Origin of the sequence: Bacillus toyonensis BCT-7112, from assembly GCF_000496285.1 — a bacterium.
Taxonomy (GTDB): domain Bacteria; phylum Bacillota; class Bacilli; order Bacillales; family Bacillaceae_G; genus Bacillus_A; species Bacillus_A toyonensis.
This window is the reverse complement of the sequence record NC_022781.1, coordinates 1,997,372-2,022,590: the sequence shown is the minus strand read 5'-3', so window position 1 is coordinate 2,022,590 and position 25,219 is coordinate 1,997,372. Positions and strand designations below refer to the sequence as shown.

Below are 25,219 nucleotides of genomic sequence, written 5' to 3'. Positions count from 1 at the left end.
CTCCTAATAGAGTGAAGAGGAAAAGAATATAAGAGGTATCCTTTTCCTGTACTAATATATTTATAAAACTTAACCATTCGTATACTCTGATAACTTTTGCATGTAAAAGGAACGAATAAATAAGAAAAAGATGAATTCAACTACTCCAAAAATAATAAGAACTGCTGAAATTTCTTTGAATAGTGATAAAGCAATTACGTCTTGAAGCATTTTTGTCGCGAACATTGTATGAATGGACGCCATAACGTACGGAACAAAAAATAAAATGCTAAGTTGAATGGTTGCAGATCTTTTCATCTCTGCATCTGTTACACCAATTTTTGAAATTGCTACATATTTTTCTTGTTCGTTCGTTAAATCTGTATACATTCTGAAGTAAAGAACGCTACCAGCTCCAATAAAGAAAATGACACCTAAGAATGTCCCGATTAGGAAGTATGCGGCACTTCCTGATGTGATTCTATATAATGAGCCTGCTGATTCATAGGAGCGTACAAGGGGTCCTTCGTATTGGAATTCTTGTCGATCTCTTTGTATCCTTTTCATAAAATCATCAGCAATTTCATACGTCTTTTCCCAGTTTTGTACGTTATAATTGTACGCTGCTACATGCTTTGTTGTACTTGGTAAGTTGTTTACAACAGCGTCAGGTAAAATTAAAGTTTGATATGAAAAGTCAGAGGGAATGGCCCCTGCTTGTTCATAGCCCTTTACTTGTAATATCGTATTTGTGCTAGAAAGTGTAATGGATTTTCTATTGAAGCTTGGCTCAAATTGGCTGAATAAGGTGAAATAAGCATCGCCGCTTAAGATATATGCTTCGTTATCACTCATGAATAGTTCTTTCATTCGCAGGGAAGCTGCAAGTTTATTATAGTCACTTTGTTTCATTGCATAAATGTCATTGTAAGTCGTTATACCTTCATCTTCTTTCAATGGTGTTTCATATAAATCAGTTTTGATCTTTTTATAAGAGAAATTTTCTTTTTGTAACTGCTGTTCAAGCCAAGTTAAATGCTTGTTAACAAAAGGATTTGCGTCATATGAAAAATAAGAAAATGGAAAAGGTGAAGTTCTCGCAACATCTAGCTTTGTAAACTTTCCGAATCCATATAGGAACGTAATCATTGTGAAAGCAATTGTAGAAAGCATGGCTACAATAAAAAGCATATTGATATTTGTTCGAATACGACTTGCTAAATCCGAAATCCAAAGCATATTAATTCGTTTCATATAAAACTTTCTTCTTTTCTTTAAAATATAAATAAGTAAGAAACTAATTTGAGAAAAGAAAAAATATGTCCCAATTGTAACAAGCGCTGGAATCACAAAAACACTTGAAACCATATAGATAACGCCTACTTGCGTGTTTATTGAGAAGAAATATTTAGGGTTTGCAGCTAAAATATAACCACCTAATAAACAGATAGCACCAAATAGAGAGATAAATATGGATGGTTTTCTTTCCTTTTGCTTCCTACCATTCGTTTTTAATAGGTTTACCGTCTTTTTCGTACGAATTAGCATGGGTGTAAATGAAGATACAGCGATAAAGAGACCAAGAAACACAATCGTTGTTAAAATGAAAGCATTCGTAGGGGGATATAAATATATCCCCGGTAGATGTGTAACTTTCGCCGTTACTAATAAGAAAAACTGCGAAAAGACAAGTCCAAACTGCATACCGAAAAAGATAGATAAAATACCAATTAACATATTTTCAGTGAAAACGAGTCGATGTAATTGTTTTTTTGATATACCTAAAATAGTTAAAATACCAAATTGCTTTTTACGAACTTTTAAAAACGATCCGATTGAATAGAGTAGAAAAAAGAACGAGAACAAAACAATCACAACTTCTGAAAAAATCATTAATCCTGAAATTTCAGAGATCATAGTGGGATTTTGTAATTTCGGATGAAACAAATAAACAGCGAACGAAAAGAAAACAGCAATGGAAAAGGCACTGCTTATAAAGTAAGCAAAATAAGCTCTTGAGTTGCGCGTTACATTTTTAAATGCAAATTGCCAAAATGTCATAATACGTGCCTCCCGTTAGCAGGGAAATATGTAGTTTTATTGCAAAAAATGTATGAGAGTGAGTTCTCATACATTTTGCTAGCATATGTTCTGATCATGATTCAGTCACCTTCTCTACATTCTCTGCTTGATTATTCGCAGCATTGTGGAAGATGATTTTAATCGTCGTTCCTTTACCAACTTCAGAATCTAGTTTGACGGAGTGACCTAAATAATCACAAATTTTACTTACAATATAAAGCCCCATACCGGTAGATTCTCCGAATGTACGACCGTTTTTCCCAGTGTAGAATGGTTCAAATACTCTTCGAATATCTTCTTGCGGAATACCAACGCCTTCATCGCGAACTTCTAGAATAATGTCTTTTCCATTTCGATAAGCGGATAAGAACACTTTCTTTCCACGCTCACCAGAGTAACGGACTGCATTTGTCATTAACTGATAGATAATAAATTTTAGCCATTTCGCATCAGAAGCAACTTTTAGATCAGAATGTACTTCTAAAACAGGGAAGACGCCATTACGAATAAATAGTTCTTTTAATCCATTAATATTTTTTGTTACCGTATCTTTTAATGAAATCGTCTCAACATGGAAATCTTCATGGAAGTTATTTAACCTAGCCATGTATAAAGCCATATCAAGTCCTTGGTTTAGACGCTCTAACTCTTTTTTGAATTTCGGAATTAAATGTTCGTCTTCCATTTCCAGTACCATAAGCTGCATAACAGAAACAGGTGTCTTCATTTGGTGTACCCAATGGTTAATGAACAATTGATGTTCCTGTTGTTTTACTTCATACGATTGTAGTTCTTTTTGGAAGAGACGGTATTGCGTACGCACGAGTTCATTTACACCGTGAGGCATCGGAGCGGTTGCTCTTTCAATAAACGCATCTTCCATTTTTTCTGGCTGCTCACTTAATCTATGATACATTCTACGGTTACGAACGTAACGATAAGCAAGGAAACAAATAAATAAGTATAAGCTTAAAACGATGAAGTAAAACTTATTATTTTGAAATCCATCTACTGCATCATAGAGAACGAAAATGATACCGAAGTTTAATACGTACAGTAGAAAAAATGTAAAATGATCACGTAAAAATAGCTTCATGCTTATTCACTCCAAGTTGCGTTAAAACGATACCCAAGTCCACGTACTGTTTCAATAGCATTTTCAATACCAAGCTCATTGAACTTTTTACGAAGACGCGTGATGTTTACGTTTAATGTATTTTCCTCAACGAAGCTCTCATCATCCCAAAGAGCAGCTAATAAATCTTCACGGCTCGCTGTACGAGGGAATTTAGATAATAACATTTCGGCTAAAATTGCTTCTTTCTTCGTTAAAAGAACTTGTTCAGATCCGAAGTGAATTTCTGGACGTTCAGGGAATAGTTTTAAACCTTCTACTTCAACGATACGCTCAGAAATATTTGGTGCATAGTCACCGTAAATACGGCGCAATTGACCTTTAATTTTTGCCATTACAACGTCGTAGTGGAACGGTTTCGTAATATAATCATCCGCACCGCTTTCAATCGCCATAATTTGTTCCATCTCACCAGCACGCGCTGAAATGAAAATAATTGGACAAGTAGATTCATGACGAATTTGACGGCACCAGTAGAATCCATCGAATTTCGGTAAGTTCACATCAAGTAAAACAAGGTGTGGTTTCACGGCGTTAAACGATTCCATAATATCATCAAAATTTTCAGTAACAACAGCGTCGTACCCGTATTTTTGAATGTGAGATTGCAGTAATGATGAAATATTTGGATCGTCTTCAACGATTAAAATTTTATACATATGTATATTCCTCCTCAAAAAAACAATTGTAGCTATAGTGTACCATGTGTTTCACGTCTTTTCATTATGTTGAAATATAAGCTAGTTAACAGTATAGGTTAAAAGTGAGAAAAGTAAAAAGTATTATAGGGATAACTGAATGTATTGTCCTTTTAAATAGATGAAATTTCATAAAAAATAATATATTTTTTATGAAATTTGGAACTTTATTTTGCTTACTGTCCAATATATAGTGAGAACATCGTTAAGGAGGGGGCACTACTTGGCAAGTAATGAAGATATACATATCTGGATAGAACGTTTATTAAAAGGCGATGAGGAGGCTTTTGAATTTATATTTGATTTAACGAGTCAGAGAATATATGAAACTGTCTTCGCTATAGTTAAAAATCGGCATGATACAAATGAAATCGTAAATGAAGTTTACTTTCAACTTTGGAAATCTATTTCAACATATGATCAATCTAGACCGTTTCTATTTTGGTTGAATGGAATTGTTTACAAACAGATTAGTCAGTGGAGAAAAAATATATGGAAGAGGATGCGCTTATTTGAAAAACAACAATTACGTGATGATCCAGTTGTAGACGTTCCCGAAAAAGTATTATTAAGAAAAGAAACAGAAGAGCAGTTATTAACGGTGATACAAGAACTTCCATTTAAATTTAGAATAGTAATCGTGTATCGCTTTTACCACGATTATACGTATGAAGAAATTGCAGAACTATTACAAATCCCTATAGGTACAGTGAGGTCTAGAATTCACAGAGCGTTAGAAAAAATTCGGAATCAGTCTAGTATAGAAATAGATGAGGAGGAATCTAATTCAAATGTCGTTTTCAAATGAATTTAAAAAAGCAATGAAACAAGAGGTCCCTAAAGAAGTTAAAGAGCATGCTTATCAATCCTTTAGTCAAATGTATAAAAAAGATAGCAAAAAGAAAACGAAAAAGAAATTATTAATAGCGGGTTTAATAGCGGCTATCGTTATACCGACGAGTACAATGGCGTTAAACAATTCTTATTTTGTAAAGTCGGAAGTAAAATTAAATGACATGATTAATGATCAAGTTAAAAAGGATGCTGCGGATGGAAAGTCTATACAGCTAAATGAAAAAATAGTCGATAATGGTATTACTCTTCATATAAAAGAAATATTAATTCAAGATGCCAAAATACTTGTTTATTATCGTTTTGAACAACAAGATGGTTCGCTCGTTCCATATGAATTTAATACAACTGGGCTTGATATTAAATCTGATGGTAAAGAAGACGGGAAACAAGTAGAGAGTCCACATTATGAAAATAAGAAATTTAATGCTGTGCAATATTTGCATTTTCTTAGTAACACTCATATCGATAATTATCAAAAAGATCGTATTGGTAATCCTGATGCACCAGAGGCAAGTACTTTTTACTTAAGTGATGAAGCAGGAAAGAGCTTTGAAACGGCATACGCTAATCACGACAAACCAGAGGGAGTAGCGATTTTTGAAACGTTAGAAGGTGAAAAATTCCCAGACTTCTTATCTGTCCATATTAATATTAACAGAATTGGAGGAACGGAAGGAACTTGGAAAACGAAAATTCCAGTGGACATGGCGCATAAAACTGTCCAAAAGGACTCTACAAAGAATGGATGAATTCTTATTATAGTTAATAGAATCCAAACTAGGTGTGTGAAAGCATGATTAGTTATTGGTTAAATGAATTCGGAACGATAGTAGGTATGTCCTTTATTATAAGTTTGATAATCTTTTGGATTTCTTCGTTTGTTAATAAAATGATAAAATTTAAATAAAAGAAGCTCTTCCTTTAGTTAGAAGAGCTTCTTTTATTTTGTATCCCTCGTATTTCTTCCATCTTTACAGTTTTACTCTATAAAGTAATTAATGTAGGTTAAAAGTGGAAAAAGTAAAAAGGGCCTTACATATTATTGACAATTAACTGAAATCATTTTAACATTTAGATAAATATCTAAATGTCTAATTATCGAAAGGAAGAAAGACATTGAATCAAGCATTCAAAGCATTAGCAGATCCAACAAGGCGAAAAATTTTAGACTTATTAAAAGAAGGTGATCTAACCGCTGGTGAAATTGCCGAACATTTCAATATGACGAAACCAAGTATTTCACACCACTTAAGTGCACTTAAAAATGCTGAACTTATTCAAGATGAAAAAAGAGGGCAATTCGTTGTGTACTCTTTAAACACAACTGTCTTTCAAGATTTGTTGACTTGGGTGTTTACGTTTACAAATAAGGGGGAAGAGGGGAAATGAAAAAACATCTTTTCGCAATTATATTAATTGTTACAACTTGTTTAGCTTGGGCGTTTGCTTGGCCACATTTGCCGGATACAATTGCGACACATTGGAGCGGCGGTAAGGTAGATGGCTATTCGTCTAAATTTTACGGAATGATTTCTATGGTCGGAATTATGATTGCATTATATATATTTCTAAATGTGATACCTAAGATTGATCCAAGAAAAGCAAATTATGAGAAATTTTCTAAAGCTTTTATGATGATGAATAATGGGGTACTCCTGCTACTATTTGTAGGGAATATAGATATTATTACAAGTGGATTAGGATATAACTTATTTATTAATCGGGTTCCAGAATTATTAGTGGGTGTTTTATTTTTAGTAATGGGTAATTATTTACCACGGTGTAAGCCAAACTTTTTTGTCGGGATGCGTAATCCATGGACGTTAAGTAATGAAGAAGTGTGGCGGAAAACACATCGATTTAGTGGAAAAGTATTTGTGGCTTTAGGAATTATTATGATTATAAGTGTTTTCGCTCCGGCTGATTGGAGATCTTATATGATGCTGGGGATTATAGTAGTTGCTGTTATTATAACGAATTTATATTCTTACGTTTTATATAAAAAAGAAATACAATTGTGAGCTATATTAATCAAATTTTATAGTTATAGTTTCTATGTGTTAAGAGATTTTAATACTCAGTGGGGATAATGAAAAGCTCACTGAGTAAATTTTCTGTTTTGAGGTCTGAAAATTCAGTTAAATAGATGGCTTGGGGGGATTTTACATGTTAGAAATTATAAATTTTAGTAAGACATACAAAGGTGGAAAGAAAGCGGTAAATCATTTAAATATTACTGTTAAAGCAGGAGATATCTTTGGATTTATTGGACATAACGGTGCGGGGAAAAGTACAACAATTAAGTCGTTAGTAGGAGTTATAGATTTTGAAGAGGGCGAAATTTTTATTGATGGACATTCAGTAAAAAAGGATCCGATTGCATGTAAGAGAGTAATGGCGTATATTCCTGATAATCCAGATTTATATGAGCAATTAACAGGAATTCAATATTTGAACTTTGTTGCGGATGTATATAAAGTGCCGGCGAAGGATCGGGAAGAACAGATCCAGAAGTATGGGGATGCCTTTGAGATTACACCTTACTTGGGAGACTTAATATCTTCTTATTCGCATGGCATGAAACAAAAAGTAGCGATTATATCGGCGGTTTTACATAAACCGAAATTACTAGTTTTAGATGAACCTTTCGTTGGTCTTGATCCAAAAGCAGCCGTAGTTTTGAAAGGTATTATGAAAGAGCTTTGTGAAAAAGGAAGTGCGATTTTCTTTTCTACGCACGTTTTAGATGTAGCGGAGAAGTTATGTAATAAAATAGCGATGATAAATAGAGGGAAATTAGCACTTTCAGGGGAAGTGCATTCTTTAATAAAGGAAAGTTCATTGGAAGAACTCTTTATGAAGGAGCTTGCTAATGAATACTAATAGTTTAGGACTTTTAAAAATCCGGTTAATAACGCAGCTCGGTCTAAACACTTTTAAATATGAAAAAGATAAGAAAAAGAAGCAGAATAAGATTTTGCTGACAGCATCTATTGCTCTAGTTGGTGTCATGCTAATGTTATATTGCGGAGCCTCGGCATATGGATTGGTGAAACTAGGAATGAGTGAAATTATTCCCGTTTATGCACTAGTTATTAGCAGTGTATTAACGTTGTTTTTCACTATATTTAAGGCAAATGGAGAAATTTTTGCTTTTAAGGATTACGACTTTTTAATGTCATTGCCGATTCGTGTAAATACTGTTATTGCAAGTAGATTTTTGTATTTATACTTGCTGAATACAATCTTTTCAATCATAATCATGCTACCGATGGGAGTTGTTTATGGCATACATGAAAATCAATCAGTTTCTTTTTACTTTATGTGGTTCATCAGTATGTTTATAGCATCTTTAATTCCAACAACAATTGCAGCAATCTTTGGAGCTGCGATTACGGCAATCGCTTCTAAATTTAAAAATGCGAATAAAATAACTACGATTTTAAGTTTTATAGTAATTATTACATTCGGTTTCTTTATGCTAAAAAACGGAAATGCTCAATATAGCCTTAATGATATGAACGGAATTGGTGCAATTGTTTCGGAGCAATTAACTAAAGTGTATCCACTAGCTAACATGTTTCAAAAAGCAATTGTTCATGCTGATATTATAGCTTTCATCTTATTCGTCGGGATATCAGTTAGTTGGTATTATCTTTTTGTAAAAATACTTTCGTTAAAATATAAGCAAATAAACACAGGGATTTCCACTTATCATATGCTTTCAAATTATGAGATTAATAGTATAAGAAAAGAAAGTGTATTGGTCGCATTGTATAAAAAAGAGCTGAAACGTTTCTTCTCTTCTACAGTGTATGTCATAAATAGTGGAATGGGAGTCGTGATGGCGATAGCTTTCTCGTTAGCTGTAGTTGTAGTAGGGCCAAGTCAATTAATAGCGTACCCTGGAATTGAGCCCTTGTTGCAAAAGATTGCTCCATTTGCTATTGCAGCAGCGATTTCAATGACGTGTACAACATGTGTGTCATTGTCTTTAGAAGGAAAAAATGTATGGATTATTAAGTCATTGCCTATAGCGCCAAAGATGGTTTATGACAGTAAAATTCTTATGAATCTTTCATTGAGTATACCTGCATCACTTATTAGTGCCGTATTGCTAATAATCGGGTTAAAACTCGATGTTTGGAGTTCTCTTTTCATCGTAATAACACCGATAACATACTCACTCTTTTCGGCAGTATGGGGAATTTTTATTAATAATCGATTTGGTTATTATGATTGGGTATCAGAAACTCAAGTAATAAAACAAAGTATAGGATCGTTTATCGGTATGTTTGGTGGCTTAATTATGGCAGTTATACCTGCCATGTTAATCGGTACCGGTACTATCTTGAACGACAGAGTATTTACTTTTGTAGTTGTTATAGTACTTACGATTATTACTATTTTCTTGTATAAGAACGAGTCGAGAAGAAGTATAAAGTGAAACTTTAATCAGTGGGGGGTGTTCATCCCCACTGATTATTAGCCCTCACCAATTGGGCGTTTACGGGCAGTTTATCTCCCACCTAACTTCTTTGCTTCACCTGAATTTTGAGGTGGGAGTTTTACTGCCCGCAAATAGCGGGATAAAATAAAGAAGCTGCTTTTCCTTTAAAAAGGAAGAGCAGCTTTTTTATTTTGAAAAGGTTTAGACTCTTATATTACTTTTTTAAAACAGGTATCCATATCTCGCTTCTGAAATTCGGCGAGGATATCTCTTTACTTTCATTCCACAATATTTCCGGACCTCCTGCTAGTTCATAGTTTGAAGAAGGGAACCATTCAGAATAAATACGTCCCCACACATTTTGTAATGCATCAGGAAATGGACCGACAGCTTCAAATATAGCCCATGTTGAAGTTGCGACTTCAAGTTGCGCGAATTGCTCTGGACAATCTTTCGTTGTGGCTACCCCAATATAATGATCGAGTTCGCCTTTTTCCTCCATTCTTCCTTCAGAAAAATTTGTAGAAGCACTAATGATTCCATTTGGTTCCACATTTGAAAGGGACTTTAATGTTTGAATAGACTCTGGATTTAAACTTTTCCACATAGAAGCGATTTCTGCATTTACACCGTTAAACACAATCGGTACTCGTTTTGTAATACCAATGATTTGAAATGGTTCTTTTTCTTCAATTCGATAGTTCATTTCATTTCCTCCTCGGATCGATAACTGGAAGGTCATTGGTGAATAAGCTTTCAAAGAATGGCTACTATTTCGGGCCTCTGAAGGTGTTATGCCGTGCAAGTTTTGAAAGGCACGTGCAAAAGAATCCGGTGAGTTGTACCCATACTTTATAGCGACATCAATGACTTTTGCATTGCTATCTTTTAGTTCAAAAGCAGCAAGAGTAAGACGTCTACAGCGAATATAATCAGATAGTGATATACCTGCTAAAAACGAAAACATTCTTTTAAAGTGATACTCAGAACAGAGAGCTAGCCTCGCAACTTCTTTAAAATCAATTTCATTCGTAAGGTTATCTTCAATATAGTGCATTGCTGCATTCATATTTTTAAGTGAATCCATACTATGACCTCCTCTGTACATAGAATAGCAGGAACGAAATAACCCCATCCGACATTTCGTGCACAACTTTGTAGGTGCATTTTTTACCTTACAAAATTGTAATGTTCCTGTAAGGAGAATGAATGGATGGTATGATATCCCAATGTTATAGTAACAAAGTACTTTTGTTCAGTAGGTTAAATTTTTATATCTTTACTTATGCGTCTTACATAACTGTCATGTTTGTGTAAGAAACATCGATAGTGGCAAGAGTAGAGAGTGTATATAGTTGAAAATAGAGAATAGAAGAAATGAGGGATGTCGAGATGAAAACAGTGTTAGAAGCAAAAAATATTGAAAAAGTGTACGACACGGGTGGTAATAAATTTGCAGCGTTAAAAGGTATTAACTTACAAGTAAAAGAAGGTGAGTTCGTTGGAATTATGGGACCTTCTGGTTCTGGTAAGACGACTTTACTAAATGTTCTTTCTACAATTGATAATGCGACGAACGGTGAAATTTTAATTGATGGAAAAGATATTGTGAAGATGAATGATGATAAGCTAGCGTTATTCCGCCGCGATCATTTAGGTTTCATTTTCCAAGATTATAACTTATTAGATACGTTAACAGTGAAAGAGAATATTGCGTTACCTCTTGCTTTATCGAAAGTAAAGGCAAATGAAATTGATCGACGTGTTCTTGAAATTGCGAAAAAGTTCGGTATCGATCATATTTTAAGTCAGTTTCCATATCAAGTATCTGGTGGACAAAAGCAGCGCTGCGCCGCATCGCGTGCAATCGTTACGAATCCAAGTATGATTTTCGGAGACGAGCCAACTGGAGCGCTTGATTCTAAATCAGCGACAGATTTACTTGAAAGTATGAAGTCGTTAAATGAATATGATAACTCTACCATTTTAATGGTAACGCATGATGCATTTGCAGCGAGTTATTGTAAACGAGTTATTTTCATTAAAGATGGTGAACTATATAAAGAATTGCATCGCGGTGAATCGACGCGTAAACAGTTCTTCCAAAAAATCGTTGACGTAATGTCTTCTATTTCTGGAGGTATGGCTGATGACCTTATCTAGCATTGCCCTCCGCAACATACAGCGGAACTTTAAAGACTACTTTGTATATTTTGCATCTATGATTTTTAGTATCGTCATTTACTTTACATTTAAAGCACTGCAATATAATTCACAAATGGAAAAAGCAGCGGAAGCCTCTAAAAAAATTAGCGGTGCGTTTCAAGTTTCAAGTGTGATGCTTATCATTTTCGTAGCAGTGTTCATTATATATTCGAACGGATTCTTTACACGTAAACGTAAAAAAGAAGTTGGCTTATATTCGTTATTAGGTATTCGTAAAAGACAAATTGGTAAAATGCTCTTTTATGAAAATATGTTAATGGGATTAATGTCATTAGTAATTGGGATTGCGATTGGTAGTGTCCTTTCAAAATTATTCCTTGAGTTATTAGTAAGTATGATGGGATTAAACTTAAACGTTCATTTTGAAGTACCGATGGCGGCCATTATTGATACAGCAATTATTTTCCTTGTGATTATTTTATATACATCGCTCCAAGGATATCGTTTAATTTATCGCTTTAAATTAATTGAACTTTTCCGTGCGGAACGTGAAGGAGAAGCAATGCCAAAAGGATCAGTCATTATGGCATTAATTTCAGTTTTCTTAATCGGTTCAGGTTATTTCTTAGCATTAATGTTCATGAAGGCAGTTAAGTATGCAGACTTTATGGCAATTGCACTTTATATTTTACTTGCGACAGTATTAGGTACGTACTTACTATTTATGTTCTTTACTGTATTCGTATTGAAACGTGCAAGAAATAATAAATCATCGTTTTATAACGGTATGAATATGGTAACGACGTCACAGCTACTATATCGTATTAAAGGGAATGCAAAGTCACTTGCGACAATTTCTATTTTAAGTGCGGTAACATTAACAGCAGTTGGTACGTCAGTTACGATGTATTACAACACATTTACACAATCAAAAGCAGTTGCACCATACAGCTACTCTTATGAGAAGAAAGATGCAGAACTAGATAAGAAAGTAAATGCGATTTTTGCTGAAGAGAAAGAAAATCATCCTGTAAAAAATCAATTTGAAGTTGAGATGGTTCCTGTAAAAGGAAAGTTTGAAGGAGCTAAAGTCGATTTTATCTTTAATATGAACTACAGTATCTCAGAGAAATATCAATTTATATCTCAATCTGAATTCAACAAACTTGCGCAAAAAATCGATGCGGAAACAGTGAATGTAGCTGCTGGTGAAGCCTTTATATATGATAGTTCTTATATTGAAGGGTATGAGTTTAGCCCTGAATATAAAGGAAATAAAGCGGTATTCCAAATTGGAAATGAAACGAAGACATTGAAGATCCAAGGTGCAAATAATAATGCAATTACGAATTTAGGTGAATTAGTTGTTGTCGTTCCAGATGAAATGTATGAACAAGCGAAGCAAGCATTTGGAACACGTGTTGTGAAAAATATTGATGTAAAAGATGAAAGAAACAGTAAATTATTAACAGAAAAATTAAAAAAAGTGATGCCAGCTGGTGAATCAGAAATGGCACCACCATTTAGAGACTTCTATACTGGTTTCCATATGGGACTTGAAGCAACTGGACTAATGATGTTCATCGGAATGTTCTTGGGACTTGTATTCTTACTAGCAACAGGTTCTATTATTTACTTCAAGCAGCTAACAGAAGCAAGTGCAGATCGTGAGCGTTACGTTGTCCTTCATAAAATCGGTGTAACGAAACAAGAAATGAAAAAAGCTATTGCAAAACAAGTGAGCTTTATCTTTGCAATTCCGTTAGTAATCGGAATTCTACACAGTTTGTTTGCATTAAAAGGTTTAGGGAACATACTACCATTTGAAATTATGATTCCGCTTCTAATTAGTATCGGAGTATACAGCGTTATTTATATCGGATATTATTTCTTAACAGTTCGCTCTTATTATAAGATTGTGAGTGCGAAGTAATAAGGGGACAGCTATCGCTATAGGCGGTGGCTGTTTTTTATTCTTCATAAAATCTTAAGAAATCTCCTCAATTTTTATTAAGAAACGCTAGTTATACTTAGACACAAGTTAAAAACTATTGATCGAATGGGGAGAGGTTTACATGCAACTCATAACATTCTTACATGAATTTATTAAACATCCGAAACATACTGGTGCAATTGCACCAAGTTCAAAAATATTAGCAAAGAAAATGGTAGATGTAATTGATTTTAATAAAGCGAAATGCATTGTAGAGTTAGGTCCTGGTACAGGAGTCTTTACGAAAGAAATTATGAAGAGAAAGAAGAAGGAAACAATATTTCTTCTTATTGAAATTAATGAAGTGTTTTGCAAAGAGCTAAAGAGAAAATTTAAAGATGAAAAGAACGTCATTGTTGTACATGGTTCAGCTGAAAATATAAAGAAGTATATGGAAGAGTTCAATATAGAATGCATTGATTACGTCTTATCAGGATTGCCTTTTACTTCTTTACCAGAAGAAGTTTCAAAACGTATTTTAAACAATGCAATGGAAGCGATACATGAGAATGGGGAATTCATAACATTTCAATATTCACTTGTGAAAAAAGGCTTTATACAGCATTTCTTCCCTGAAATTACATTAGAAAAGGTGTGGCTCAATTTCCCGCCAGCTTACGTCTTTAGCTGTAAAAAAGAGCTAAGGAGAGCGTATGCATAATGGAATTACATGAATTATTATCATACATTGAACAGTACGGGTATTGGGCATTATTTTTCTGTTTATGGTTAGGAATTATCGGTATGCCAATTCCAGATGAAATGATTGTGATGAGCGGAGGATTTGTATCTTCATTAGGTATATTAAGTGTTATTCCTGCGTTTTTATTAACATATTTAGGCGTTGTGTCCGGGCTTTCTTTAGGATATATATTAGGGAAAATATTTGGGACAAAAGTACTCCATAAATTAATGAAAAAGAAGAAGGCGAAGTATTTTATAAAATCACAAGAAATGGTCGAGGCATACGGACATTACGCACTAATTACGAGTTATTTCATACCGGTTGTAAGACATATCGTGCCGTATTTAGTTGGAATGAATAACATGTCATTTAAGACGTATGTTTTATATTCCTATACGACAGGCTTTGTTTGGACGCTCGTTTACTTTGTGCTTGGTTCTATATTTGGACAACATATTGAAAGTATTGTGGCGATTGCGATAGAGTATGGAGTGTATTTTGGAGGAATCATCGCAGTGATTGTGAGTGTGTTTTATTTATACAGACAAAAAAGGAATACAGTGATGAGTAAATAAAGGAGGCGGCAGCCTCCTTTTATTATGAATATGGCTTTATTTATCGAAGTGCTGATGCACAGCCCTGTTACATTAAGAAAAAGTTAAGAAACTGTACGAGTTTTTATTAAGAAAGGTTCTCTATACTTAGAAAGGTCTTATTGAAAAACATAATGAAAGGCGGAATATAGATGAAAAGATTTATTTTAGGATCATTACTTGTGATTGTAGCAGGGGCGGCATATTTATTAAATGGGAGTGCTACAATTGATCGAATGAACCCATTTCTTGATTTAGAATATCGTTATGCAGTGATCGATAATGATGGAAAAGAGTTAGATGGAAATAAAGGTCGTGAGTATACAGTAAAAGCTTATGATGAAAAAGGAGAGGTAAAAGAAGTTACGATTAATGGGGTAGATGAATTACCGATAGGATCGTATTGGCATGTAATTACAAGAGGGAAGTTTTTACACGATAAAGTGCAAATAGATGTAGATAAAATTCCTGATGGTGCGAAGGCAGAGTTAGGACTGTAAGTATAAACCCGATTCTAGATGAGAGAATCGGGTTTGTTATTTTATGGTAAAATATAGAGGGGAGTGAGAGATATGCTACTCATTGTTAGCCTTATATTAATTGGGATTATGTGTAGTATGAGAATAGTATCCTTAAATATGCTAGAGCGGCAAAAGATAGAAGAGCAATATGTATATTGTCCAAAATGTAATGCGAAAATTAGAAAAGGGAATTCTGCTCCTTTTTGTTCGAAGTGTAATTTGATATTTTAATAATAGTAAATCCAAAGTTGGTTGTTACGGCTTTGGATTTTTCTTTTTAAGAAAACCTTAAGAAACCATAGCACTATTTGTTAAGAAAATATATCTATACTGAATTCTGTTGCTTAAAGAGGACATCAAGAATCATAACAGGAGGTACAGATAGATGAAAACAATGTTAGAGGCGAAAGGGATTTCGAAAATATATGATACAGGCGGGAATACGTTTGAAGCGTTGAAAGATATTCATTTACAGGTAAAAGAAGGAGAGTTTGTCGGTATTATGGGACCGTCTGGTTCTGGTAAGACGACACTTTTAAATGTCCTTTCTACCATTGATACAGCTTCAAAAGGTGAGATTTTAATTGATGGAAAAGATATTGTGAAGATGAATGATGATGAATTGGCGCTATTTCGTCGTAATCATTTAGGATTCATTTTTCAAGATTATAACTTGTTAGATACGTTAACAGTACGAGAAAATATTGCACTGCCACTCGCTTTATCAAAAGTGAAGGCGAAAGAAGTAGAATTACGAGTCGAGACGATTGCGAAGAAGTTTGGAATAGATCATATTTTAAATCAATATCCGTATGAAGCATCAGGTGGACAAAAACAGCGCTGTGCAGCATCAAGAGCGATTGTAACAAATCCAAGTATGATTTTTGGGGATGAGCCAACGGGTGCACTTGATTCAAAGTCAGCGACAGATTTATTAGAAAGCATGAAAACATTAAACGAAAAAGATCGTGTAACAATTTTAATGGTAACGCATGATGCATTTGCGGCAAGTTATTGTAAACGTGTTGTATTTATTAAAGATGGCAAGTTATACAAAGAATTACACCGCGGGGATATGACACGCAAACAATTCCTCCAACAAATTATTGATGTGATGTCTTCAATTTCTGGAGGTGCTATAAATGAGCTTATCTAGCATTGCGCTTCGTAATATAAAACGAAATTTTAAAGATTATTTTATATACTTTGCGTCTATGATTTTTAGCATCGTCATTTATTTTACATTTAAGGCGCTGCAATACAATTCACAAATAAGTGAAGCTGGAGATAACATCGGACGAGGATTCCAGCTTGCGAGTGTAATGCTCATTATTTTTGTTACGATATTTATTATATATTCGAATGGTTTCTTTACACGAAAACGTAAGAAAGAAATAGGTCTTTATTCTTTACTTGGTATTCGAAAGAAAGAAATAGGTAAAATGCTTTTTTATGAAAACATGTTAATGGGGTTATTATCGTTAGTAATCGGAATTATAATAGGTAGTTTACTTTCAAAAGGGTTCCTGAATTTACTTGTAAATATGATGGAGTTAGGTGTAAAAGTTCACTTTGAAGTACCGATTGGAGCGGTTATAGATACAGCAGTTATTTTTTGTTTCATTATTTTATACACATCGTTTAAAGGGTACCGCGTTATTTATCAATTTAAGTTAATTGAGCTATTCCGTGCAGATAACGAAGGCGAAGTCATGCCAAAAGGTTCTAAAATAATGGCTATCATTTCTATATTATTAATTGGATCAGGGTATTTCTTATCAGTAACGGCTATTAAAAATGCAAACAGTGATAACTTTATGCCACTTGCTCTTTACATTTTATTAGCAACAGTACTTGGAACGTATTTATTATTTATGTTCTTTACTATTTTTGTATTAAAAAGAGTGCGAAACAAAAAATCTTCATTCTATAACGGAATGCAAATTGTGACGACATCGCAGTTACTATACCGCATTAAAGGAAATGCGAAATCGTTAGCGACGATTGCAGTATTAAGTGCAGTAACTTTAACGGCGGTTGGAACTTCTGTAACAATGTATTACAACACATATATGCAGGCGAAAAAATATAAGCCAGTTAGTTATTCATATGAAATGAAAGATAATCATGTGGATCGTAAAGTGAATGAGATTTTAAAAGAAGAAAAGAATGAAGTCATTCATCAATATGAGTTAGAGACAGTAAAAGTGATAGGTGAATACGGTGATGATATTTCAAATAAAGATAGTTTACATGCAAGAACAACTGAAATAATCGCACAGTCAGCATTTAATAGAATAGCAAAATATTTGAATGAAGAAACTGTGTCTTTAAAGAAGACCGAAGCGTATGCATTTGATGCTATGTATAGTGAAGGAAATAGAGATAGTGGTGTATATAAAGGGAGAAAAGCTATATTCCCAATTGGAGAAGCAGCACCGGTACAAGTGAAAGATGTCCAAGCACAAAACATTACAAACTTATATGAACTTCTATTTGTCGTTCCGGATGAAGTGTATGAGCAAGCGAAGAAGACAATTGGAGCTCATACTGTGAAAAATATTGATGTGAAAGATGAAAGAAATAGTAAAGTGTTAACAGAGAAATTAAAGAAAGTAATACCGGAAGAAGATGCAGAAGGAAGAGAGCAATTCAGCGATTTCTATACGATATTCCGCAGCGGTATTGAAACGTCAGGTTTAATGATGTTTAGTGGAACTTTCTTAGGTCTAGTATTTTTACTTGCAACAGGGTCTATCATTTACTTCAAACAATTAACAGAAGCGCATGCAGACCGTGAACGGTACATCGTTCTTCGAAAACTCGGTGTTACGAAAAAAGAAATGAAAAAGGCAATCGCAAAACAAATGAGATTTATCTTCTTCACTCCTTTAGTACTTGGTATATTACACACTGTATTTGCGCTGAAAGGATTAGCGACAGTTATTCCGTATGAAATTGCAGTTCCGTTGTTAATTAGCATTGGCGTGTATAGCTTTATTTATATTGGTTATTATTTGTTGACGGTTCGTGCTTATTTTCGGATTGTTAGTAAATGAAAAAATCCCGTGTTGAGTTTGGACACGGGATTTTTTGTTTATTTAATACTAATAAACAAGGTAGATATTACACTTAGTTTACGATATCTTTTTGTATGAATATATTGTAATTCATTTTGAGTGATTATGAAATAGAAAATCGAAAAGTGTCGATAAAGAGTCGGAATAGATATTTTTTCTTTAAAACCTTATGTTCTTTAGTTGAGTTTCTTTCTAGAATTCATTAGATTTTTAATGAAAGTAAGTAGCGCTAATTAATAGGTAGTATAAAATACAATATAGAAATAACTAGGATTTAATATAGAGCAATATATATAAGAAATGCTTACTACGTATTTCTTAAGGGTTTTAAAGAAGATTAGTAGAAGGTGCTTAGTAATTCAGCTATGCTTTTTTATCATTCAAAATATTGTAGTGATTTTAATTGAAAAGGGAGCATGTTAATGGAGACACAAATCGTTATTGGAGTACCTGGTTTATGGAAAGATAGAACAGAATTAATACAAGAAGTTGTGAGTAAAAGTAACTATATGTTAGCAGGGAATAGTATGCACCATAAGGAGAAGGAGATTGGCTTTGAAATCGATATATATGAACAAGATCCTTCTTTGAGAGAGGCTTTCTTCTATGCAAGTGGTGAGCGTTTTGATGAAGAATTGCTTCGGGATTTGGAGAAGCATACTTATACAGTGTATGTTATTGCAAAAGTTGACGATACAGAGAGGTTACAAGAAGTAATTGATGTAGGAATGGAACTTTTAAATGCAGGTGGACTTGCTTTAAAAGTTGAAACAGCAGGTGTAGCTTATTCAAAAGAAGAATGGCAAGGGCTTGCAGAGGATAAGGAAATCTTTCCTATGTATTCACATCTTGTAACTTTAGTTGGAGATGAAGAGGACGGTTATTATTCATGTGGAATGCAAGCATTTAATCTACCAGACGTTGTTTTAGACGGAGGAATAGAGCCGGAAGTAGCTGTAGATTTATTAAATGATTTTAACCTACATAATATATTGGAAAAACCTAATTTGAAAGATGGAGATACAATTAGTTTCAAAGAAGATGCTCCAGTGTATCTTTTATCTCATTATATAGATAGTCGTTATGAACAAGAGGATCCATTTTATAATCCGTGTGGGGTATGGAAGTTAGAGAGTGCTTCGCCAAAGAAATCTATATTTCAAAAATTGAGGAGTATGCTAAGAGGATGAAGAAATGCATAAAAGAGCAACTACGCATATGTGAAAAATATGAGGCGGAGTATGTAGAATCACCAGATAACTTTAAGTTAGGGATAGCGCAAAATGTGAAAAGTGGTACCGTTCCAATTAATGGGTTACGAATGCCTGTAGAAAACGGAACGACAGGTTGGTACATTTGGGCTGGTGAAGAAATGGGGACAGAAGAAGATTTCTTTCTTCCTTTACACGTTCAACATATTGATGAATGGGCACCTGAAATAAAGAAGTATTTAGGGTTACCACCTGGTTGGAGATTTTTAATTGATGGAGATTACGAAGATGTGTGGTATGATCCGAATTTACTTAATGAAGAGTTAGAAGAGGATTCAGATGCATGGGAAGAAAATATGCTACAAGAGCATGGATGGTACATGCATAGCATATTAGCAGAAGATATTGATGGTATCCATGCTAATTATCATACGCATGGTCTAAAAGATAACTTTAATCATCAAGATTTATAAAAAATATTAAATATAGATTCTGAAGTTTTTCAAGTAACAGATTGAGAGTTTTTATTACTCAATGAAAGAGGAATTTTTTCAGCTGCATGAGAGCACGGTAAATGTTAGATAATATTAATGAAAAGGTGATAAATGTGCAAAAAGATATTTTAAGGTTATTAGATAGAAAGCAAAGTAAGTATGAATTTCCTATCTTAGATAATGAAAATATGGATATTTCACAAGTGAAATTCTTTCTTTTCTTTAAAGAGAATCAGGATTGGTTAATGGTGTTTCAATTTGTTGGTACAGGTTCATTAGGTGTATTTAATGATATTCAAGTATATGGAGATAGAATTACTCATTCAATGGGTGATGATGGTATTTTGCAATTAAATGATGGCGATTATGAGTTGTTTGATGATGAAGGTGAATTTATACTGGATATTTATAACGGCAGTTTAAAGATTCGTGAGCATCATTTTGAATATCAATTTACAGAAGAAGATTATGCGAATAATGGAATAGAAGTACAAACGACAGAGCAGTATCCAACATACTTCATGCGTATGCTTGCTACTAATGATGAAGCTAAAGAATTATTATGGTGGGATAAAGAAGAAATTTTAGAAGAGTTTGGTTTAGAAGGCGACTGGCAAGTAGCTTATGAAACGGAAGAATGGAAACATGTTGAAGAAGAAAAAGTAAGTGAAAATGAATTCTTCCAATCAGTAGCCGCTGCAATAGAGAAGAAAGATCCAAGTGTTATTGTGAATAAAAATGCTAATACGCATTGGAAAAATTGGGTGGAATTTGATTGTGACTGAAAAGGATAGGAGAAAGAATAACAAATGAAAAGAAGAAGAAAATCTGGAGAAAAAGTACAGATGAATCGTTTTACACTTCCTTTATGCTACGAAAGTGTAGCGCCATATTATTATTACGAGGTGGCGCCTCATGAAAGAGAGGGACGGTTCCATTTAACATCAGATCTTTGTGTAATGGACGATGAACATTACTTTATTAGAGGATGTTTAGAGATTCCTATAATTGATTATCACGAAAATTTCATTTGGACTGTGTGGGCATCACTTAGTAAAGAAAGTTATGATGAAGTATTAGAGAAGTGGGATGAAAGAGGCCGAGAAAATAGTGATCCTTACTTTGGTTGGTTATCTGTAGAAATACCAGTTTATCCAGAAACACTAAATTTAAAAACAAATGTACATATAAGAGAAGTAGGAATGGCGCCGTATGTTGAATTAGAGCCAACCGAGCATCCTTTAGCGATCGAACAAAGAAATGGAATTACTTTGGAGAGAGTTAAAGAAATACAAGAAATGATTCAACAACATAACTAGATTAGAAGAGAAAAAACGAGTGATAGCACTCGTTTTTTCTTATACAACCGCAGGATTATAAATCATCGTAAAGTGCCCTTGCAACAATTCAATATGACACGGTGTATGAAGTGAACTTTCGCCATCTGTATCTACTTCTTTTTCTTCTTCTGTTTCAATATGAATGGATTTCGCCTTTACATGGAAAATATCATTTTCATTTGAGTCTTCAAATAGTTTCTTTCCGATATAATCTTTAAACGCTTGAATGCCTGTTGACTTAACTACGAAAATATCAAGTGTACCGTCATCACATTTTACGTTCGGAATAAAGGAGGGAATACCACCAAGATATTCACCGTTTCCAACCATAACAAGAACAGCTTCATCTTCATATACTTGTCCGTCGTAAGTGATTTTAACTGGGAATGTTTCAGCATTTTTTACAGTTCGAATTGTGCTTAAGTAGTAGCCGATTTTTCCAAGTTTTGCTTTTTCTTCTGCATCGATATTGTTTGATACTTCAGATACGAGACCAATGCCCCAGAAGTTTAAGAAATGTTGTCCATTTGCTTTTGCAACGTCAATTGGTTTTACGTGTTCCTTTGTGATAAGTTTTGCCGCTTCTGAAATGTTTTGCGGAACACCAAGTGTGCGAGAGAAGTCGTTGCAAGTTCCGCCTGGAATAATTGCAAGTGTAGGTCTAGTTTCAAGAGGAGCTAAGCCGTTTGTGCATTCAAATACAGTTCCGTCACCGCCAAAGACGATAATTAAATCTACTTTACTAGCAAACTCCTGACAATATTTTGTTGCATCACCTTGTTTTTTCGTATGAAGGATACGTAAGTCAGGAAAATTCGCCGCAAGAGGTGGTACGATTTTCGCTAAATTTGTATGTAAGTCGCCTTGTCCAGCTTTTGGATTTACGATGAGGAGTACTTTTTCAAATTTTTTCTTTGTCATTTTTATTCTCTCCCTTTGTCTTTTACGAATTGTGATAGAAAATAAACTTCCATCAGTAATTGATGGAAGTTTACCCCGATTAACGGGCAGTAAGACTCCCACCTCAAATTTCGCCGAATACGAGGAAGTCAGGTGGGAGATTAACTGCCCGTAAAAGCCCGATTGGTGAAGGCTAATAATCAGTGGGAGAAAAAAACCACTGATTAAAGTTTCACTTTATTTTATTATATTACTCCGTTACAACTGAAGCGATAAATGGTAAGTTACGATATTTTTCTGCGCAGTCGATACCGTAGCCAACGATAAATTCGTCTGGAATTTGGAAGCCAACATATTCAGCTTTTAAGTCCACTTTACGGCGTTCAGGTTTATCAAGTAACGTACAGAATTTCAATGCTTTTGGTTTGTGCATGAAGAAGTGATCTTTTAAGAAGTGAAGTGTTAAACCAGAATCGATAATGTCTTCTACGACAATTACGTTTTTTCCAGTAATGTTTACATCGATATCTTTTAATAGTTTTACTTTTCCAGTTGTTTCTGTTTGATTTCCGTAGCTAGATGCAGAGATAAAGTCGATTGTTACTTCGTTTTTAATGTGACGAATTAAATCAGCAGCGAATACGAATGAACCTTTTAATACTGCGATTACTACGATTTCTTCTCCTTCAAAGTCACGCTCGATTTGAAGTGCTAGTTCTTTTACTTTTGCTTGTAATTGTTCTTCAGAAATTAAAGTGTCTTTTATTTCAATTTTCATTTGAATCCTCCTACAGTGTAAAACTTGTGAACATTTCGACTGTAAAGGATAGAAAGAAAAAAGTCAAAGAAGACATAAGGTTTTTACAAAAATCCCCACAAAATAATCAGATGATATGATATACTGATTACATTAAGAAAACGCTTCCACAAAGGGTGATTATGATGAAAAAGAAACAGTATACAAGTGTAACATTTATAAAAGCATTGCTGTTAACAATTGTTCTTGGTATGTTGGCTTACATAATTGATGTACCTGCAATTCGCATTTCACTAATTGGAATGACTTTAGTATTAGGCGCAATTTCCCACGGTATGATATCACAGCTCAAAGAAGCTGGACTTGATAATATGAAAAATCATATAGATAAGAATTAAGAAACCCTCACGTATATATAGTGAAGGTTTTTTCGTTTCTTACAAAACTGTAAGGTAGTTGTAAGACAAATCGATAGTTGCATAATAGTATTTTGGATAAACTAGGGGTGTAAGGTAAAAGGCAAGCACATTTTAGGTAAATTAAGTTTTAGGCACTCTATATGTGAAGAAGGAGTAGGAGGGCATGGAGAAACGTTGGACAACCTTTTCTTTTTTAGCGACTAGTAACACCGTAATGCTAGCTGGAGAAATGGATTTTTTGCACTTGTTTGATCGTAAAGACGATCATTCTTCTTCGCAAATTACAATGAAATGGCGTAAATGGAGCGAAAGTTGTAGATTGGAAGAAGAGGCCCCTAACGAAGAGCAAAAGATTATTTTAACAAATCCTATTAAAGCGTGGGTTGTTCAACGTCGTAAGTGTAACGTCAAAAATCACTTCAAGAAAACTGAGCCGAGACAATTAGTTATCGCTCCGGCCCGCTCTACTTCTGAAACACGCGAAAGTAACATGTAAATATTGAGACACGCACTCAAAAAACATCGTATATATTGCGATGTTTTTTATTTTTCTACAATGAAATCTTTAAATGAAATATATTTCATCTGCATCTTATATTTATCTCTCTTGTTTATTCTAGTGATACATCCGATGCGAAGTGATGTAAAACGTATAAGAGGAGAGAGATAAAATGAAAAAGAAACTATTACCGATCTGTGCAATGGCACTTTTAACAGTAGGATATTCTTCAGTAGCAAGTGCGGATACTGGAACAGTAACAAAGGAAGAAGAAGCGCAAGTGCAACAAGATAAAGCTAAAAAAGAAGAAGCAATTAAGGCGCAGCAAAAAAATGAAGAAGAGAAAAAGCAAGCGGCACAAGTCCAAGAGAAAAGTGATATGGCTAAAAAAGAAGCTGCGATAAAAGAGCAACAAAAGAATGAAGTAAGGAAAAAAGAAGAAGCACAAGTGCAACAAAAAAAAGATGCGGCAAAAAAAGAAGTAGCGAAGCCAGTTGTAAAAGGTGAAAAATTACCAAATACAGCATCTAATAATGTAGCAATGATGGGATTAAGCGCATGTCTTGTAGCGGTAGGTACATTATTTGGTTTGAATCGTCGTAATAAAGTTAAGGCGTAAATAAAATATTGTCCTATAAAGAATGGGATAATTTCACATATTAAAAATGGTAGGTTATTCCTACCATTTTTTGCATGGAGGGATGAAACATGAAGTTACTCAATTATATCGGTATCATATTGATGGCCATAGGGCTATTCATGGGATCATATTACGCTGTGGAATGGTATAAAGGAAAAAGCTCTGCGCAAGAATTAACGGCAGAAGAAATAAAGAATCTTAAAAATATACAAGATACTCAACTTGCTCATGAAACACCTGTAACTTCTCAAGTGCCTTCTTCTCAAATAGAACATAAAGAAGGAGAAAAAGTAGCAATGTTAAATATACCGAAAATAAAGAAGAAGTTTTCTATATATTGGGGAGCGAATGATGCAACGCTCAAAAAAGGAGTTGGTATGTTTGTTAGCGATTTAACGACAACGCCATCTGGAGGGGGACATACTGTATTAAGTGGGCACCGGGATACTGTATTTACAGATTTAGGAGAGTTGAAAGAAAAGGATACTCTTACTTTAGAGTATGATAATAAAACTTACACATATGAAATTCAAAAGACGTGGATTACCCATGCGGATGATCGTACTGTTATTATAAAAAAAGAAGAACCACTATTAACACTGACAACTTGTTACCCATTTGATTATATAGGAGATGCACCGGATAGATATATTATCGAGGCGAAGTTAACTGCTAGTTATTCAAAATAAAATTATAGTTTCTGAAGGCGAGAGGGGGATACA

Annotated in this window: 27 protein-coding genes and 1 pseudogene; 22 read left to right on the top strand and 6 right to left on the bottom strand. The window is 34.1% G+C overall.

Going from position 1 to position 25,219, the window contains the following annotated elements; all coding sequences use genetic code 11:
- Window positions 1-69: 69 nt before the first annotated feature.
- The 3 genes from BTOYO_RS10460 to BTOYO_RS10450 form a co-directional block, all read right to left on the bottom strand.
- Window positions 70-2,040, bottom strand: coding sequence for an FtsX-like permease family protein (locus tag BTOYO_RS10460; protein ID WP_000145028.1), 1,971 nt, complete (start codon window positions 2,038-2,040; stop codon window positions 70-72).
- Between the two features lie 94 nt (window positions 2,041-2,134).
- Window positions 2,135-3,157, bottom strand: a complete 1,023-nt coding sequence (locus tag BTOYO_RS10455) for a sensor histidine kinase (protein ID WP_000765359.1) — start codon at window positions 3,155-3,157, stop codon at window positions 2,135-2,137.
- A gap of 2 nt (window positions 3,158-3,159) precedes the next feature.
- Window positions 3,160-3,855 (bottom strand): response regulator transcription factor, encoded by a 696-nt coding sequence (locus BTOYO_RS10450; protein ID WP_000276732.1) that lies wholly within the window; start codon window positions 3,853-3,855, stop codon window positions 3,160-3,162.
- Window positions 3,856-4,117: 262 nt separating this feature from the next.
- Between BTOYO_RS10450 and BTOYO_RS10445 the strand changes: the two genes are divergently transcribed.
- The 6 genes from BTOYO_RS10445 (at window position 4,118) to BTOYO_RS10420 (ending at window position 9,196) form a co-directional block, all read left to right on the top strand.
- Window positions 4,118-4,702 carry a sigma-70 family RNA polymerase sigma factor gene (locus tag BTOYO_RS10445; protein ID WP_000157855.1) on the top strand — a complete coding sequence of 195 codons (585 nt, stop codon included), beginning with the start codon at window positions 4,118-4,120 and terminating at the stop codon, window positions 4,700-4,702.
- Window positions 4,686-5,498 carry a DUF4179 domain-containing protein gene (locus BTOYO_RS10440; RefSeq protein ID WP_000010522.1) on the top strand — a complete coding sequence of 271 codons (813 nt, stop codon included), beginning with the start codon at window positions 4,686-4,688 and terminating at the stop codon, window positions 5,496-5,498. The genes BTOYO_RS10445 and BTOYO_RS10440 overlap by 17 nt, the downstream gene beginning before the upstream one ends.
- Window positions 5,499-5,865: 367 nt before the next feature.
- Entirely contained in the window at window positions 5,866-6,138 is a 273-nt protein-coding gene (locus BTOYO_RS10435) for an autorepressor SdpR family transcription factor (RefSeq protein WP_001070532.1), read from the top strand.
- Window positions 6,135-6,770 (top strand): SdpI family protein, encoded by a 636-nt coding sequence (locus tag BTOYO_RS10430; protein WP_000716344.1) that lies wholly within the window; start codon window positions 6,135-6,137, stop codon window positions 6,768-6,770. The genes BTOYO_RS10435 and BTOYO_RS10430 overlap by 4 nt, the downstream gene beginning before the upstream one ends.
- Before the next feature lie 145 nt (window positions 6,771-6,915).
- Window positions 6,916-7,632 carry an ABC transporter ATP-binding protein gene (locus BTOYO_RS10425; protein ID WP_000889768.1) on the top strand — a complete coding sequence of 239 codons (717 nt, stop codon included), beginning with the start codon at window positions 6,916-6,918 and terminating at the stop codon, window positions 7,630-7,632.
- Window positions 7,622-9,196 (top strand): putative ABC transporter permease subunit, encoded by a 1,575-nt coding sequence (locus BTOYO_RS10420; RefSeq protein ID WP_001095675.1) that lies wholly within the window; start codon window positions 7,622-7,624, stop codon window positions 9,194-9,196. Before BTOYO_RS10425 ends, BTOYO_RS10420 begins: the two co-directional genes overlap by 11 nt.
- 217 nt (window positions 9,197-9,413) lie before the next feature.
- Here the strand turns inward: BTOYO_RS10420 and BTOYO_RS10415 are convergent, their stop codons facing one another.
- Window positions 9,414-10,286, bottom strand: coding sequence for an AraC family transcriptional regulator (locus tag BTOYO_RS10415; protein ID WP_000377674.1), 873 nt, complete (start codon window positions 10,284-10,286; stop codon window positions 9,414-9,416).
- A gap of 305 nt (window positions 10,287-10,591) precedes the next feature.
- Here BTOYO_RS10415 and BTOYO_RS10410 point away from each other — a divergent pair, with 305 nt between their 5' ends.
- The 12 genes and pseudogenes from BTOYO_RS10410 (at window position 10,592) to BTOYO_RS10355 (ending at window position 21,261) form a co-directional block, all read left to right on the top strand.
- Complete coding sequence (locus tag BTOYO_RS10410; protein WP_000859652.1) at window positions 10,592-11,362, top strand: ABC transporter ATP-binding protein; 771 nt, start codon at window positions 10,592-10,594, stop codon at window positions 11,360-11,362.
- A complete protein-coding gene (locus BTOYO_RS10405) occupies window positions 11,349-13,298 on the top strand; it encodes an ABC transporter permease (protein WP_000176171.1) in 1,950 nt (649 codons plus the stop codon). Before BTOYO_RS10410 ends, BTOYO_RS10405 begins: the two co-directional genes overlap by 14 nt.
- 142 nt (window positions 13,299-13,440) lie before the next feature.
- A complete protein-coding gene (locus tag BTOYO_RS10400) occupies window positions 13,441-14,019 on the top strand; it encodes a class I SAM-dependent methyltransferase (protein ID WP_001176051.1) in 579 nt (192 codons plus the stop codon).
- The gene (locus tag BTOYO_RS10395) at window positions 14,019-14,618 is read left to right on the top strand and encodes a DedA family protein (protein ID WP_000418929.1); all 600 of its coding nucleotides are present in this window, start codon (window positions 14,019-14,021) and stop codon (window positions 14,616-14,618) included. The genes BTOYO_RS10400 and BTOYO_RS10395 overlap by 1 nt, the downstream gene beginning before the upstream one ends.
- 170 nt (window positions 14,619-14,788) lie before the next feature.
- Window positions 14,789-15,136, top strand: coding sequence for a YxeA family protein (locus BTOYO_RS10390; RefSeq protein WP_000819389.1), 348 nt, complete (start codon window positions 14,789-14,791; stop codon window positions 15,134-15,136).
- 72 nt (window positions 15,137-15,208) lie between these two features.
- Window positions 15,209-15,388, top strand: coding sequence for a hypothetical protein (locus BTOYO_RS10385; RefSeq protein WP_000924677.1), 180 nt, complete (start codon window positions 15,209-15,211; stop codon window positions 15,386-15,388).
- 154 nt (window positions 15,389-15,542) lie between these two features.
- A complete protein-coding gene (locus BTOYO_RS10380; RefSeq protein ID WP_000855628.1) occupies window positions 15,543-16,313 on the top strand; it encodes an ABC transporter ATP-binding protein in 771 nt (256 codons plus the stop codon).
- Window positions 16,300-18,216, top strand: a complete 1,917-nt coding sequence (locus tag BTOYO_RS10375) for an ABC transporter permease (RefSeq protein ID WP_000059453.1) — start codon at window positions 16,300-16,302, stop codon at window positions 18,214-18,216. Before BTOYO_RS10380 ends, BTOYO_RS10375 begins: the two co-directional genes overlap by 14 nt.
- Window positions 18,217-18,659: 443 nt before the next feature.
- The gene (locus BTOYO_RS10370) at window positions 18,660-19,427 is read left to right on the top strand and encodes a DUF4261 domain-containing protein (RefSeq protein ID WP_000449854.1); all 768 of its coding nucleotides are present in this window, start codon (window positions 18,660-18,662) and stop codon (window positions 19,425-19,427) included.
- Window positions 19,424-19,918: pseudogene (locus tag BTOYO_RS10365) on the top strand (immunity protein Imm33 domain-containing protein); the annotation flags it as partial. The gene BTOYO_RS10370 and the pseudogene BTOYO_RS10365, both read left to right, overlap by 4 nt.
- A gap of 104 nt (window positions 19,919-20,022) precedes the next feature.
- Complete coding sequence (locus BTOYO_RS10360) at window positions 20,023-20,727, top strand: DUF7003 family protein (protein WP_000886479.1); 705 nt, start codon at window positions 20,023-20,025, stop codon at window positions 20,725-20,727.
- 24 nt (window positions 20,728-20,751) lie between these two features.
- Window positions 20,752-21,261, top strand: a complete 510-nt coding sequence (locus BTOYO_RS10355; protein ID WP_000830223.1) for a DUF2199 domain-containing protein — start codon at window positions 20,752-20,754, stop codon at window positions 21,259-21,261.
- Between the two features lie 39 nt (window positions 21,262-21,300).
- Here the strand turns inward: BTOYO_RS10355 and BTOYO_RS10350 are convergent, their stop codons facing one another.
- Both BTOYO_RS10350 and hpt read right to left on the bottom strand, forming a co-directional pair.
- Window positions 21,301-22,203: a diacylglycerol/lipid kinase family protein gene (locus tag BTOYO_RS10350; protein ID WP_000162588.1), complete on the bottom strand. Its 903-nt coding sequence runs from the start codon at window positions 22,201-22,203 to the stop codon at window positions 21,301-21,303.
- Between the two features lie 229 nt (window positions 22,204-22,432).
- Window positions 22,433-22,960: a hypoxanthine phosphoribosyltransferase gene (hpt, locus tag BTOYO_RS10345; protein WP_000687583.1), complete on the bottom strand. Its 528-nt coding sequence runs from the start codon at window positions 22,958-22,960 to the stop codon at window positions 22,433-22,435.
- 161 nt (window positions 22,961-23,121) lie between these two features.
- On the opposite strand from hpt, the gene BTOYO_RS10340 reads away from it, so the two are divergent.
- The 4 genes from BTOYO_RS10340 to BTOYO_RS10325 all read left to right on the top strand — a co-directional run bounded on the left by BTOYO_RS10340 (window position 23,122) and on the right by BTOYO_RS10325 (window position 25,186).
- Window positions 23,122-23,337, top strand: a complete 216-nt coding sequence (locus BTOYO_RS10340) for a hypothetical protein (protein WP_002039823.1) — start codon at window positions 23,122-23,124, stop codon at window positions 23,335-23,337.
- A 184-nt stretch (window positions 23,338-23,521) separates the two neighbouring features.
- A complete protein-coding gene (locus tag BTOYO_RS10335; protein WP_000415609.1) occupies window positions 23,522-23,854 on the top strand; it encodes a hypothetical protein in 333 nt (110 codons plus the stop codon).
- A gap of 175 nt (window positions 23,855-24,029) precedes the next feature.
- On the top strand, window positions 24,030-24,476 hold the full coding sequence (locus tag BTOYO_RS10330) for an LPXTG cell wall anchor domain-containing protein (protein WP_000728020.1): 447 nt from the start codon (window positions 24,030-24,032) through the stop codon (window positions 24,474-24,476).
- Window positions 24,477-24,565: 89 nt separating this feature from the next.
- Window positions 24,566-25,186, top strand: coding sequence for a class D sortase (locus BTOYO_RS10325; protein ID WP_000771583.1), 621 nt, complete (start codon window positions 24,566-24,568; stop codon window positions 25,184-25,186).
- Window positions 25,187-25,219 lie beyond the last annotated feature (33 nt).

What these genes read in the sequence shown, in the direction of transcription:
- BTOYO_RS10460 (WP_000145028.1), bottom strand. Translation starts at nt 2,040, where the DNA reads ATGACATTTTGGCAATTTGCATTTAAAAATGTAACGCGCAACTCAAGA.
- BTOYO_RS10455 (WP_000765359.1), bottom strand. Translation starts at nt 3,157, where the DNA reads ATGAAGCTATTTTTACGTGATCATTTTACATTTTTTCTACTGTACGTA.
- BTOYO_RS10450 (WP_000276732.1), bottom strand. Translation starts at nt 3,855, where the DNA reads ATGTATAAAATTTTAATCGTTGAAGACGATCCAAATATTTCATCATTA.
- BTOYO_RS10440 (WP_000010522.1), top strand. Translation starts at nt 4,686, where the DNA reads ATGTCGTTTTCAAATGAATTTAAAAAAGCAATGAAACAAGAGGTCCCT.
- BTOYO_RS10430 (WP_000716344.1), top strand. Translation starts at nt 6,135, where the DNA reads ATGAAAAAACATCTTTTCGCAATTATATTAATTGTTACAACTTGTTTA.
- BTOYO_RS10425 (WP_000889768.1), top strand. Translation starts at nt 6,916, where the DNA reads ATGTTAGAAATTATAAATTTTAGTAAGACATACAAAGGTGGAAAGAAA.
- BTOYO_RS10420 (WP_001095675.1), top strand. Translation starts at nt 7,622, where the DNA reads ATGAATACTAATAGTTTAGGACTTTTAAAAATCCGGTTAATAACGCAG.
- BTOYO_RS10415 (WP_000377674.1), bottom strand. Translation starts at nt 10,286, where the DNA reads ATGGATTCACTTAAAAATATGAATGCAGCAATGCACTATATTGAAGAT.
- BTOYO_RS10410 (WP_000859652.1), top strand. Translation starts at nt 10,592, where the DNA reads ATGAAAACAGTGTTAGAAGCAAAAAATATTGAAAAAGTGTACGACACG.
- BTOYO_RS10405 (WP_000176171.1), top strand. Translation starts at nt 11,349, where the DNA reads ATGACCTTATCTAGCATTGCCCTCCGCAACATACAGCGGAACTTTAAA.
- BTOYO_RS10400 (WP_001176051.1), top strand. Translation starts at nt 13,441, where the DNA reads ATGCAACTCATAACATTCTTACATGAATTTATTAAACATCCGAAACAT.
- BTOYO_RS10395 (WP_000418929.1), top strand. Translation starts at nt 14,019, where the DNA reads ATGGAATTACATGAATTATTATCATACATTGAACAGTACGGGTATTGG.
- BTOYO_RS10390 (WP_000819389.1), top strand. Translation starts at nt 14,789, where the DNA reads ATGAAAAGATTTATTTTAGGATCATTACTTGTGATTGTAGCAGGGGCG.
- BTOYO_RS10385 (WP_000924677.1), top strand. Translation starts at nt 15,209, where the DNA reads ATGCTACTCATTGTTAGCCTTATATTAATTGGGATTATGTGTAGTATG.
- BTOYO_RS10380 (WP_000855628.1), top strand. Translation starts at nt 15,543, where the DNA reads ATGAAAACAATGTTAGAGGCGAAAGGGATTTCGAAAATATATGATACA.
- BTOYO_RS10375 (WP_000059453.1), top strand. Translation starts at nt 16,300, where the DNA reads ATGAGCTTATCTAGCATTGCGCTTCGTAATATAAAACGAAATTTTAAA.
- BTOYO_RS10370 (WP_000449854.1), top strand. Translation starts at nt 18,660, where the DNA reads ATGGAGACACAAATCGTTATTGGAGTACCTGGTTTATGGAAAGATAGA.
- BTOYO_RS10360 (WP_000886479.1), top strand. Translation starts at nt 20,023, where the DNA reads ATGTTAGATAATATTAATGAAAAGGTGATAAATGTGCAAAAAGATATT.
- BTOYO_RS10355 (WP_000830223.1), top strand. Translation starts at nt 20,752, where the DNA reads ATGAAAAGAAGAAGAAAATCTGGAGAAAAAGTACAGATGAATCGTTTT.
- BTOYO_RS10350 (WP_000162588.1), bottom strand. Translation starts at nt 22,203, where the DNA reads ATGACAAAGAAAAAATTTGAAAAAGTACTCCTCATCGTAAATCCAAAA.
- hpt (WP_000687583.1), bottom strand. Translation starts at nt 22,960, where the DNA reads ATGAAAATTGAAATAAAAGACACTTTAATTTCTGAAGAACAATTACAA.
- BTOYO_RS10340 (WP_002039823.1), top strand. Translation starts at nt 23,122, where the DNA reads ATGATGAAAAAGAAACAGTATACAAGTGTAACATTTATAAAAGCATTG.
- BTOYO_RS10335 (WP_000415609.1), top strand. Translation starts at nt 23,522, where the DNA reads ATGGAGAAACGTTGGACAACCTTTTCTTTTTTAGCGACTAGTAACACC.
- BTOYO_RS10330 (WP_000728020.1), top strand. Translation starts at nt 24,030, where the DNA reads ATGAAAAAGAAACTATTACCGATCTGTGCAATGGCACTTTTAACAGTA.
- BTOYO_RS10325 (WP_000771583.1), top strand. Translation starts at nt 24,566, where the DNA reads ATGAAGTTACTCAATTATATCGGTATCATATTGATGGCCATAGGGCTA.